This is a genomic window from Tepidimonas sp. (genome assembly GCF_046292505.1).
In the GTDB taxonomy this organism is placed as follows: domain Bacteria; phylum Pseudomonadota; class Gammaproteobacteria; order Burkholderiales; family Burkholderiaceae_C; genus Tepidimonas.
Window position 1 is genome coordinate 1 of sequence record NZ_JBKBQX010000039.1, and the last position, 10,917, is coordinate 10,917.

The window sequence follows — 10,917 nt, forward strand, 5'->3', positions numbered from 1 at the left end:
CTTGGTACTCGTGAATCTTCATGTGGTTCCTGTCTGAAGTGGCGTCTGACGGGAGGTCCGCCCGGCAGCAGGCGAGGGGTCGGCCAGACCGCTCGCGCCGCCGCGTGCACGAGTGCGCAGCGCCCCTGCGTGGGGCGCCACGGCTGGCGGGCCAGCGCGGGACAGCGCGGACTGTATCATGGTGCATCGCACACACCTTGTGCGAAGCTGACAGGCCGCACCAACCCGTCGGACTGGATGTCGACCTTGTCAATGGGGATAACCCCTGTGGAGTATCGCGATGGCCAATGTTTTCATCGACGGGGAAGCCGGCACGACCGGCCTGCAGATCCGCGAGCGGCTGCAGGGGCTGGCCGGCGTGACGCTGCTGTCGATCGACCCCGAGCGCCGCAAGGATCCGCAGGCCAAGCGCGAGCGCATGGCGCAGGCGGATCTGGTCATCCTCTGCCTGCACGACGAGGCTGCGCGCGAGTCCGTGGCCATGATCGACGCCGTGCGGGCCGAGACGGGGCGCGCGCCGCGCATCATCGACGCCTCCACCGCACACCGGGTGGCCCCGGGCTGGGTGTATGGCTTTGCCGAGCTGGCACCGGGGCAGGCCGAAGCCATCCGCGTGGCGGACCGCGTGGCCAACCCCGGCTGCTACGCCACGGGGGCCATCGCGCTGATTCGCCCGCTGGTCGATGCCGGCCTCATTCCGCCCGACCACCCCTTGTGCCTGCCCAGCGTCAGCGGCTACACCGGGGGCGGGCGCGCCATGATCGAGGCGTACGAATCCGGCCGCGCCCCCGCCTTCGAGCTGTATGCCCTGGGGCTGGAGCACAAGCACCTGCCGGAGATCATGGCCTACACTGGCCTGCAGCGCCGCCCGCTGTTCGTGCCGTCCGTGGGCCACTTTGCGCAGGGCATGCTGGTGCAACTGCCGTTGCATCTGGATGCGCTGCCGGGCCAGGTGCGCCCCGCCGATCTGCACGACGCGCTGGCGGCCCACTACGCGGGCAGCGCTTGGGTGTCGGTCGAGCCGCCGACCGCCGATGGCAAGCTGGACGCGACCGCCCTGGCCGGCAGCGACCGGCTGGAGCTGCGGGTGTATGGCAACGACGCACGCCGCCACGCCCTGCTCGTGGCCCGATTGGACAACCTGGGCAAGGGCGCCAGCGGCGCTGCAGTGCAGAATCTGCGGCTGATGCTGGGCGTCTGAGGCGCTGCACAGCACCGAGAGCCTGGCCGAGGCGCTGCGCGGCGGGGGTGGCTTCAAGCCGTTGCCGTTTCGCCGCCGAGCACGCTCAGCAGGTCTTGCGGCTGCGGCCGTGGCAAAGACCGATCCTTGAACGAGCTTACGGTGCCGATGCTAATGCAACACACGGCCTGCTCGCCCTCTTGCAGACCGCACAAGGCGGCCAGCCGGGGGGATCGCATGGCTTGGCCGCTGGTCAGTCCGGTGCCGTAGCCCAAGGCGCGCGCGCCCAGCAACACGTTTTGCAGGGCTGCGCCCAACGACACCAGCCGCTCAGCACTGGGGATGTTGGGTTCGGCAGAGCCGAGCCGTGCGACAGCTATCAACAACACCGGGGCGCGCGCGGCTTTGTCGCGCGCAGCTTGCAGCTGTTCTGGGGTCGCGCTGGGATCACGGTCCAGCAAGGCCATGGCAAACGCTTCGCCCAAGCGGGCACGTTGATCGTCCGGCACGAGGATGAAGCGCCAGGGCGTCAGGCGGCCATGATCGGGCGCTGCGGCGGCCAGGCCCAGCAGTTCCAACAGCATGGCCCGGTCCGGGCCTGGTGCCACCAAGCGCCGCGGTGAGACGTGGTGCCGCCCATGAATCAAGGTGCGCACCAGCGGCCAGGGTTCAGCAGGGCTGTCATCGGTGTTCGAGGGGGGGATGGTGGTATGTAACAAGGCAATACGGTCCATCGGCTGGAAAATCGATAAAAAAAGGGGCGCACTGGGCGCCCCTTGACAGGTGCCCCGCATGCCGTTGCTAGCGAGGCCTGTGGATCGGTCAAGCGTAGCGCCGCTCCTTGAAGCTGATGGTTTGCTTCCAGTCGTCGACGGTCCCCACACGCTTGATACTGGCCCAGGTCCCCTTGTAATAGGGCACGACATTGCGGTCAACCCACGAGGTGACGACGTCGCCGTGCACGCCTTTGATATAACCAAAAAGCATAAAGGTGTGTCCGGGTTTTTGCGACTTCATCGGGTAGGCCATTGCGTAGGTGCTGCCGAAGTCGTTGAAGACCTCGACGATGTCGCCCGGCTTGATGCCCAGCGCTTGGGCATCGCCAGGATGCATCTCGATGTAGGCCATCGGATAGCGGTCGCGGACAAAGCTGTTGTACTGGTCGTGGTAGGCGGTCTGCCACACTTCGTTGGCGCGGCCGCTGTTGATCCAGAACTTGTGCTTGGCCTTTTGCTCGGCGACCATTGGCGGCAGCCCAGTGTAGACGGCCGGCTTGAAGTGCGCCTTGCCGTCGGGCGTGTCGAACTTGTAGTCGGCGTACAGCATCTCGGTGCCAATGAGCTTGCCGTTCTTGACTTCCTTGATGGGCAGTTGTACACCGTTGTTGCCGGCTTTGCGCAGAAGATCGTAGGTGGCCAGGTAGCCGGTGTTGCCGCCCTGGCTGTCCATCTCCGGGGCACCGGGGCGCCCGGCACGGCGGAAGCCATCGTTGAAGGCGTCTTCTTCGGTTTTCCAGTCGAAACCTTCGAAGCGCTTGGCCATGGCCGCGTTGCCTTCCTTCAGATACATGGCCTTGAGGGTATTGGCGATGTCTGCGGCGATCAGGCAATCGGGCTTGGCTGTACCCGGCGGGTCCATGAACTTCTCGGACAGGCGCAGGCGGCGCTCACCGTTCATCGAGGTCAGGTTCATTTCGCCCGGATGCGCAGCCGGGAACATCAGGTGCACCTCTTCCGAGATGACCGTCGGGTAGAGGTTCATCGCCGCGATGAACATGCCGCCCTGGTATTTGCAGGCGTTATAGATCACATCGACCAGTTGCTCGGGGCTTGCACCTTTGGCGCGCGAGATGGCTTCGTTGACGATGGCCGCGCGGCGGCGCAGGGTCAGCCGGTGCTGCTCGGCATTGACCGTCGTCTGGAACGGGTTGGTGCCCCAGAGCGTGTACATCAAACCGCGGCCAGCGATCACCTCCTGGTCGATGTAAATCTTGCGGTCACCTGGGTAGGGCGGCCGCACGTAGCCTTCTTGGTGCCCGCCCATCCGGCACACGCCGGTGCCGCGGCGACCGACGTTGTGGGTAGCGAGCACCAGACTGACAAGTGCGCTTTGGATCACGTAGTTGTCGTTGCCCCAGATGATGCCCTTCTCGTAGGGATGGAAGGTGCGTTTGCGGTGCCCACCGGCCTTGGGCGCATATGCCCACTCGGCGGCCTGCTTGATTTGCGCGACCGTCAGGCCCGTGGCCTTAGCCCCTTCCTCGAGCGACATGCGATTGGTCTTCACCGCTTCTTCGAAGCCCTTGGTGTGCTTGGCGATGAAGTCCTTGTCGTGCCAGCCCTGCTGCACAACGTAAGTGAACAATGTGTTGAACAGTGCCGTGTCGGAGCCAGGCTCGATCGCCAAGTGCAGGACGTTTTCCTTACCGGCAACCTGTTCTGCGATTGCTACGGTTGCAGAACGCCGCGGATCGACGATGATGATCTTGGCTGCTGCTGCGCTGGCTGCTTCGGCTGGGAACCACTTCTTCTTCTTGTCCACCGTGGCGCCGGTCAGGTTCGGCAACCAATGGTTCAGGAAGTAGTTGCTTTGCGTCTCGTACGGGTTGGCGCCGACGCAGACGATGCAGTCGGCCAGCTGTGCATCCTCGTAGCTGTTGTTCAGCTCGCCAATGCCCATCTCGCGCGTGGCGTGGCACTCGCTGTTATAGGCCGGGCGGTTGTGGATGCGCACCATCGGCGTTTGGATTGCCGAGAACATCAGCTTGCCGGTGCCCCAGGTGTTTTCGAAGCCGCCGCCAGCACCGCCGTGGTCGAAGCAATCGAAGAAGATGCCACTCGGGCCATCGTTGTCGAGAATCTTTTTCGTCAGCCCAGCGTAGATGGCCAAAGCATTTTCCCAACTCGTGTCCAGCCATTGGTCACCGCGGAAGATGCGCGGGCTCTTAAGCCGCTCGCGCGTCGGGCTGTCGTGCGTGTACATGTACGTGGCCATTTTGCCGCCGCGCGTCGAAGACAAGCCACTGTTGACCACGCACTCCTTATCCGGGACGATCATGATGTTCCAGCGCTTGCCGGACTTGTCGGTGATCGTGTTGGTCATCGCCTTGGTCATTGTCAGCTGCAGTGGCGGCACTTGCTGGCGGAAGTCGATGCCGAGCGCATTTTGGTCGGGTGCCCGCCCGCCTTCACGGTTGGCGTCCCACTTATAAACGTGATAGCCGCATCCGACGATGCAGAAGTGACACGTCATGTTGGTTTTCTGCGCGTCGACAGGGGGCAGGGCAATACGGTCTTTGATTTGGGTGCTCATGCGTCGATCCTCCTTACAGCACGTTGGCTTGGCGGCCGTAGATCAGGCCATCGATGCCGACGGCGGTCACAGTGTCGGTGGCGGCGTCGTATTCCAGCAAGACGCGAGGCAGGTCTTCTGTGGCCTGGCCGCAGACCATCTGCCCTCCGTTTTCGGGGTCGAAAATCGAAAAATGGCAGCCACACTTGAAGGTTTTGGTGCCGCCGTCATAAGTCACCGGGCAGCCCATGTGGGTGCACAGCGAGCTGTAGGCGACGATATCCTTGTTCGGGCCCACGCCACCCGGCACGGGAGACCCCATGCGCAGTGCAACGCATGGTGAGCTGCTGTCAGGATAAGAAAAGTTGACGACTTGGTTGACAGGCATGCTGCCCGCCTTGCCCACCGCTGCCTTGGGGTAGTTCAACGTTGTGCCGGTCGTTGCACCGGCAGTCTGGGCTTGTGCAGTACCAGCAGCGAGCAGCGTCCCGGCAGCCGCAGCGGCACTGCCGCCGCTGGCCTTCAGAAAAATACGCCGGCTCAGTTTGAGTTCTTCCATGAGGTCTCCTTGCTTGGGTGGAAAAAACACAGCTGATCCAGCAAACGGCGTGCCAGAATGAAACAGCTTTGTAATCAAGGACTTGTCTTCCCCTCCCGTCTGCAGGTGTCTGGAAATCGTAACGTGGTCTGTGGGGCCGTGTTACGATTTTGTAACGTACGGTTGCCCTGTAGAGGAAAAGACGATGAACGCCTTGCGTCGAGCATGCTGTGCCGCGCTGTTGGGCCATGCCTTACCGGCCTGGGCCGACGGCTCGGCCCTGCGTATTGGCGTGACGGCCGTCATCTTGGCCGACCAATCGGCGTTCTTGGCTCGTTGGGCGCGCGATCTGCAGCGGCATGCGCAACTGCCAGTGCGCTTCGTCGTGCGCGACGAGTATCGGCCTGTGATGGACCTGCTGTTGGGCGGAGCCATCGACGCAGCTTGGATTTGCGGCTATCCGTATGTGCAGCATGCCGCCCAACTGCAGTTGCTCGCAGTGCCTATCTATCAGGGGGTGCCGCTGTATCGCGCCTATCTGATTCGCGCGCAAGGCGAGGCCAGCATACGGGGTTGGGGGGATTTGCGCGGGCGGGTTTTGGCGATGTCGGACCCGCTGTCCAATTCAAGCTGGCTCGTGGCCCAGCATGCCCTGCACGAGGCAGGCGTGCCTCCTGATGCCCTGCGCCGCAGTTTCTACACCCACGGTCACCGCCATGTGTGCGAAGCGGTGGCCGTCGGCCTGGCCGACGCGGGAGCGATCGACGGGTATGTCTGGGACACCATGCACAAGCTCGGTATCCCTGCTGCGCGCAAGACGGAAGTCGTCTGGCGCTCACCGCAGTATGGGTTTCCGCCGATGGTGGCTCGAGCGGGCCCGCTGTCTTTGGGATTGCGGCGTTTGCAAGCGCGGTTGTTGTCGATGACGCGCGATGATGAGGGCCGCGCTCTGCTGGCGGCGCTCAACCTCGATGCCTTCGCGCAGCCCACCGCAGATTTGTACCGATCCATTGGTGTGCTGGCTGCCACCGTGCCCGGCAGCGGTTTGGGGGCACCGCCGCGGACGGTGTCTGCCACGCCGCACCCCGTCGCGCTTCGCCGCCGCGCAGCAGGAGTGCACTGATGTGGCCGCGATTGCGCTACCGCCAACAGATTCCCCTGGGGTTGGCCATGGCAGTGCTGCTGACCGCATGGCTGACGGTTTTATTGGCGGCGCCGCTGACGGCGAGCAGCGCACGCGACGAGACGATGGCACGGCTCGAGCGCGCTGCAGCATTGATCGATGCGCAATCGATGCCACTGCTGGCCACCGAGGATGTCTACCGAACATTTCGCTTGCTGGGCGACACCGTTGCGCTGTTGCCGGGGGGCAGTTCCGGACACGCACGCGCTGCAGTGCTCGATGCCAATGGACATGTGTTTGCTGCATCTGATCCAAGAGTGCAGCCGATCGGTCTGCACATGCTGGGGGCCGGCTCAGACGGCCTTGGCCTCTCGGGCGCGATCGATCTGTCCCAGCGTGCGAGCTGGACTCGGCAGGACGGCGGCGTCGCGCTGGTCGATCCGATTCGCAGCATCGACGGCCAGCTGCTTGGCTATACCTATATCGAAGTAGATGCGCCTGTTTTTGCGCCCGCCTGGCAGCGATTGGCGGCGCCCGCTGCGCTGGGTGGCCTCCTGGCCGTGCTGTTGTTGGCGCCCATTGGCTGGCAACTGGGCGTGCGCATGGCCCGCCCGGTGGGGCAGATTGCGCGCGTGATCGAAGATCTGACGCAAGGCGTGGATTCGGTGCCGCGCCGCGCACTGCCGACGAGTACCGACCCCGAACTGGCGCGCATTGCCGCTGCCGTCGATCATCTGATTGCAGCCAACGCAGCGCGCGAACGCGCGGCGCGGCGTGCTCTGTCGGCTGAGCGGTTGGCTGCCGTCGGCCGGCTCACGGGGGCGATCGCACACGAAATCAACAATCCGCTGGGTGGCTTGCTCAATGCGGTACAAACGCTGCGCCTGCACGGCGAGGACGCGGGGATTCGCTCGCGCACCTTGGACCTGCTCGCGCGCGGCTTGCAGCAGATTCGCGCCACGGTAGCCGCGCTTTTGCCGCAAGCGCGCATCGAAGATCGGGCGCTTGCCGCCAGTGACCTCGATGATGTGTTGCTGCTGGCCAGTCCGGCTGCGGCGCGCGCCGGAGTCGAGTTGAGTGCACGCGACGATTTGTCGGTTTTGCCGCGTGTGCCGTCGGCACCGATGCGCCAGGCCATGCTCAATATGCTGCTCAATGCCATCAAAGCCGCCGGCAGCGGTGGGTGCGTGCAAGCGCGGCTGGCAGCCGACGCCGAGCGCGTGAGCTTTTGCGTCACCAACACCGGTGCTGCCCTCAGTGCCGAGGCGCTGGCACAGGTGCTCGAAGCCGAGGGCGGCGACGATCCGCGCGGTTTTGGGTTGTGGGTATGCCGTGAGCTTGCCCTGTTGTACGGGGGCGGTTTCGAGCTCGACCCCGCCGAGCGTGCAGGTACACGGCTCGTATTCTGGCTGCCCAATCGGGAGATGACATGAGCGAACTGCTGTTGATCGAGGATGACCCCATCATGGGCGAGTCCCTCGTGCAACGCTTTGAGATCGAAGGCTACACGCTGCACTGGTGCCGACGACTGGGTGAGGCGGCCGCACTACTCGATGCCCCGCGGCGTTGGGCGGCGGTGGTCAGCGACGTGCGGCTGCCCGATGGGATGGCCTCGACCTGGTTTAGGGCGCAGCCAGCGCCAGTGCGGCGGCTGCCTTGGTTTTTTCTGACAGGCTACGGCAGCGTCGATGATGCGGTGGTGGCCATGCGCGCTGGTGCGCGCGAGTACTTGACCAAGCCATTCGATATCGAGCGACTCGTGATGTCGGTGCGCAATGCCACCGCATCGGGCGACGCCGATGACGGAGTCGTGCTGGGCATCTCATCGGCGATGCGGCGTATCGAATCGCTGCTGCGCAAAGTGGCGCCGCAGAAGGCGCCCATTATGCTTACGGGCGAGTCTGGTGTTGGCAAAGAAGTGGCGGCGCGGCTTGTGCACGATGTGGCCGGGCGCGGTGATTTCGTCGCTGTCAACTGTGCCGCCATCCCTGAAACCATGCTCGAAGCCGAATTTTTCGGCTACGAAAAAGGCGCATTCACGGGTGCGGCGCGTGTGCATCGCGGCTATCTGGAGCGGGCCAGCGGCGGCACACTGTTTCTCGATGAAGTCGGTGAGTTGCCCCTGTCTATGCAGGCCAAGCTGCTGCGCGCCTTGCAGGAGCGCAGTTTTTTCCGCCTCGGCTCGGAAAAGCCCACCTCGAGCGACTTTCGGCTCGTCTCTGCGACCAACCGGGATTTGCTCGCCGCCATGGCCGATGGGCGTTTCCGTGAAGACCTGTTCTACCGTATTGCGGTGATCCGCGTCGACTTGCCTGCCCTGCGCGAACGTCCTGAGGATGTGCGCTGGCTTGCCCAGCGCATGTTGGCGCAGATGGCCATTGAACAGCAGCGCACGCTGGCGATGTCGGATGATTTTCTGTGCACGCTCATGACACGCCCCTGGCGCGGCAATGCGCGTGAGTTGCGGGCCATGCTTGAACAAGCGGTGGCGCTGAGCGAGACGGGCTGGCTGGACACTCCCGCCCACGAGGGGCCGCCCGATGTTGTAGGGATGGCTGAAGGGGCGTTGTTGCAGCCGCTGCAGCGCGTGCTCGAAGACACCGAGCGCCAGCACATTCGTCGCGCGCTGCAAATGGCGCAAGGCAGCGTCGGGCGCACGGCCGAGATGCTCGGCATCAGCCGCAAAACCTTGTGGGAGAAGATGCGACGGCTGGGCTTGAGCACATAGCCCGGCGTCTTCCGCAGCGCGTTGCTCTCGGGCTGGCGCGGGCGATTCAACAAGAACAGGACAGGGGGCGGCGATGGTGCAACGGCATCATGCCGTCCGAGGTCCAGCACCGGCAAATCGGATGCCGGACACCCTCAGCCGGGGCTGTACTTGGGTTCAAAAAACCACAACCGTCTTGCCGACACTTCGGCCCTGGAGGATTTCAACCAATCGGGCACCGGCTTCCTCCAGGGGGATCATCCGCAAGACGGGCACGGTCAGGCGACCCTCGGCCAGCATCTCCGAGCAGGCAGTACCCGCCCGCACCATTCGGGCCTCGGCCTCCATTCCCGCACGGTGACCCGCTCCCAGTGAGAGTTGGTGGAAGCTCAGCCCACGCAGGAAGACTTCGCGGTATTTCTCTGGACGGACGACATCAACTATTTCCACCATCTCGCCTTCGAAGCCCAGGGCTTCGGCAACCAGAAGGTCCTCGTCCGGCCCGACGGTGTCCAGTGCCCGATCAACCCCCTTGCCACCAGTGATTTCGCGCACCCGCGCCACAACGTTCTCGGTCCGGTAATCAATGGCGTGCGTTGCTCCCAGAGAGAGGACGTAGGCATGGTTCTTCGCCGAGCAGGTTGTGATGATTGGTTCGGCTCCAAGATCTCTTGCTAGCTGGATGGCGAAACCTCCCACCCCACCGGAACCACCGGTTATGAGAATGGAATGGCCTGGCTCGAGCCGCAGCTTGTGATGGAGGGCTCGCCAGGCTGTCCACGCTGCGCATGGAGTGGCTGCCGCGAGTGCAGAGGAAACCGGGGGGTGTGGGATCAAGGTTTCCGCCTTGTGAATGGCATATTCGGCCAGACCACCATGCGGGCGGAGCATGTTCCCGTGGTAGAGGACCCTGTCACCGACTTTCCAGTTTGCGACCCTGGCGCCGACCTTCACAATCTCGCCCGAGACATCGAGTCCGGGTGTCCAGTCGGCGTCCATGTCGGGCGCCATCGTTTTCCAGCGCTTGATCTTCGCATCCACCGGGTTGAGCCCGCAGGCCGCAACCTTGACGCACACATCGCCGGGGCCGGGCACGGGAATTGGTAAATCCCGGATCGAGAAAGTGTCGGTTACCGGATTGAAGGTCAGCGCTTTCATGAGGGTTCGGGAAAGTTGGGGAAGGTCGATCATCCCCCGCCGCTGACGCTGTGGCGGGGCTTGGGTTTGACATGAGGGGTTCGAATATCGGCTCGGCAAGGTTTCGGGGGTTGCTTGGCCCGCGTCGAGGGCGGCATAAGGTAGCTGCGCGCCATCCACAGATTGGCCAACACCAGGAGCGTGGTGATCTGTGCCGCGTTCTTCTTCGGCCCCAGTGGCGGACTTTGGTGTATCGGAAGACCCACTCGAGAACCCCGAAGATGTGCTCAGCCCACGTGCAAATGCGCGCCTTGACGGTCTCGATCTGGTGGAGGATCGCCTGTAGCGGCTGGGCGGTGTCCAGCTGCCTGCGCTTTCCCGGGCGCATCGCCACGGGCCAGTTCACCTTGGGGTGACGCTGCTGGATTTCGTCGCGCTTGTCCACCCCCAGGTCCAGGCCCATGAATTCGGCAAAGGCCGCCACGCGTCGTATGGCGCTTCTTCGGCCGCCGGGTCCGCAGCGCACACCACTGCTGCAAAAAGTGGATGCGCAAGAGCATCGACACCGGGTACGGGGGCGGGCCGCCCTTCGGACCTGGGCTGCCTGACATGTGCGGTGCAATCAGCGCCTGCAGTTCCCGCCGCGGAACCACCCGATCCATCTGGCGCAGGAACTCGGCGCTTGCGCGTGGTCTTCATTCTCAGCTCAAACCCTGCCCCGAGACTGGCTTGCTTCATCTTCACTCCCTCAGCGCTGCACCTCACAGGCTCTGTGGTGATCAGTCAGAGGTGGGTTTTGCAGACCTTCTTTAAAACTCCCAGTTGTCGATCAGGCGGGTGCGGCCGAGCCGGGCCGCGCCGAGTGCCACCAGGCGGCCGGGTTGCAGGTCCGCCACCGTGGGGGGCAGCAGATCCTCGCGCCGGCGTACGGTCAGGTAGTC

The 10,917-nt window shown here is 64.1% G+C and carries 8 protein-coding genes and 2 pseudogenes; 4 read left to right on the plus strand and 6 right to left on the minus strand.

What is annotated here, in order from left to right:
* The first annotated feature begins 280 nt into the window (after window positions 1-280).
* Complete coding sequence (gene argC / locus ACK4TH_RS10825) at window positions 281-1,201, plus strand: N-acetyl-gamma-glutamyl-phosphate reductase (protein ID WP_409626279.1); 921 nt, start codon at window positions 281-283, stop codon at window positions 1,199-1,201.
* A gap of 53 nt (window positions 1,202-1,254) precedes the next feature.
* Here the strand turns inward: argC and ACK4TH_RS10830 are convergent, their stop codons facing one another.
* The 3 genes from ACK4TH_RS10830 to ACK4TH_RS10840 all read right to left on the minus strand — a co-directional run bounded on the left by ACK4TH_RS10830 (window position 1,255) and on the right by ACK4TH_RS10840 (window position 5,030).
* Window positions 1,255-1,914, minus strand: coding sequence for a nitroreductase family protein (locus ACK4TH_RS10830; RefSeq protein WP_409626282.1), 660 nt, complete (start codon window positions 1,912-1,914; stop codon window positions 1,255-1,257).
* 88 nt (window positions 1,915-2,002) lie between these two features.
* On the minus strand, window positions 2,003-4,492 hold the full coding sequence (locus ACK4TH_RS10835) for an arsenate reductase (azurin) large subunit (protein WP_409626285.1): 2,490 nt from the start codon (window positions 4,490-4,492) through the stop codon (window positions 2,003-2,005).
* 13 nt (window positions 4,493-4,505) lie between these two features.
* Entirely contained in the window at window positions 4,506-5,030 is a 525-nt protein-coding gene (locus ACK4TH_RS10840) for an arsenate reductase (azurin) small subunit (RefSeq protein WP_409626288.1), read from the minus strand.
* A gap of 184 nt (window positions 5,031-5,214) precedes the next feature.
* Here ACK4TH_RS10840 and ACK4TH_RS10845 point away from each other — a divergent pair, with 184 nt between their 5' ends.
* The 3 genes from ACK4TH_RS10845 to ACK4TH_RS10855 are packed head-to-tail and all read left to right on the plus strand — an operon-like array spanning window position 5,215 to window position 8,860.
* Window positions 5,215-6,132 (plus strand): PhnD/SsuA/transferrin family substrate-binding protein, encoded by a 918-nt coding sequence (locus tag ACK4TH_RS10845; RefSeq protein WP_409626291.1) that lies wholly within the window; start codon window positions 5,215-5,217, stop codon window positions 6,130-6,132.
* Window positions 6,133-6,179: 47 nt separating this feature from the next.
* Window positions 6,180-7,565, plus strand: coding sequence for a sensor histidine kinase (locus tag ACK4TH_RS10850; RefSeq protein WP_409626294.1), 1,386 nt, complete (start codon window positions 6,180-6,182; stop codon window positions 7,563-7,565).
* A complete protein-coding gene (locus tag ACK4TH_RS10855; protein ID WP_409626297.1) occupies window positions 7,562-8,860 on the plus strand; it encodes a sigma-54-dependent transcriptional regulator in 1,299 nt (432 codons plus the stop codon). The genes ACK4TH_RS10850 and ACK4TH_RS10855 overlap by 4 nt, the downstream gene beginning before the upstream one ends.
* 156 nt (window positions 8,861-9,016) lie before the next feature.
* Here the strand turns inward: ACK4TH_RS10855 and ACK4TH_RS10860 are convergent, their stop codons facing one another.
* From ACK4TH_RS10860 to ACK4TH_RS10870, 3 genes and pseudogenes are all read right to left on the minus strand, one after another.
* Window positions 9,017-9,997, minus strand: a complete 981-nt coding sequence (locus tag ACK4TH_RS10860; protein ID WP_409626300.1) for a zinc-binding dehydrogenase — start codon at window positions 9,995-9,997, stop codon at window positions 9,017-9,019.
* Window positions 9,998-10,131: 134 nt separating this feature from the next.
* Window positions 10,132-10,714: pseudogene (locus ACK4TH_RS10865) on the minus strand (transposase); the annotation flags it as partial.
* A gap of 71 nt (window positions 10,715-10,785) precedes the next feature.
* Window positions 10,786-10,917: pseudogene (locus ACK4TH_RS10870) on the minus strand (pantoate--beta-alanine ligase); the annotation flags it as partial.

Bases quoted from the DNA above. Each gene is read 5' to 3' on its own strand.
- ACK4TH_RS10860 (WP_409626300.1), bottom strand. From the start codon at position 9,997: ATGAAAGCGCTGACCTTCAATCCGGTAACCGACACTTTCTCGATCCGG.
- ACK4TH_RS10840 (WP_409626288.1), bottom strand. From the start codon at position 5,030: ATGGAAGAACTCAAACTGAGCCGGCGTATTTTTCTGAAGGCCAGCGGC.
- ACK4TH_RS10830 (WP_409626282.1), bottom strand. From the start codon at position 1,914: ATGGACCGTATTGCCTTGTTACATACCACCATCCCCCCCTCGAACACC.
- ACK4TH_RS10835 (WP_409626285.1), bottom strand. From the start codon at position 4,492: ATGAGCACCCAAATCAAAGACCGTATTGCCCTGCCCCCTGTCGACGCG.
- argC (WP_409626279.1), top strand. From the start codon at position 281: ATGGCCAATGTTTTCATCGACGGGGAAGCCGGCACGACCGGCCTGCAG.
- ACK4TH_RS10845 (WP_409626291.1), top strand. From the start codon at position 5,215: ATGAACGCCTTGCGTCGAGCATGCTGTGCCGCGCTGTTGGGCCATGCC.
- ACK4TH_RS10850 (WP_409626294.1), top strand. From the start codon at position 6,180: ATGGCAGTGCTGCTGACCGCATGGCTGACGGTTTTATTGGCGGCGCCG.
- ACK4TH_RS10855 (WP_409626297.1), top strand. From the start codon at position 7,562: ATGAGCGAACTGCTGTTGATCGAGGATGACCCCATCATGGGCGAGTCC.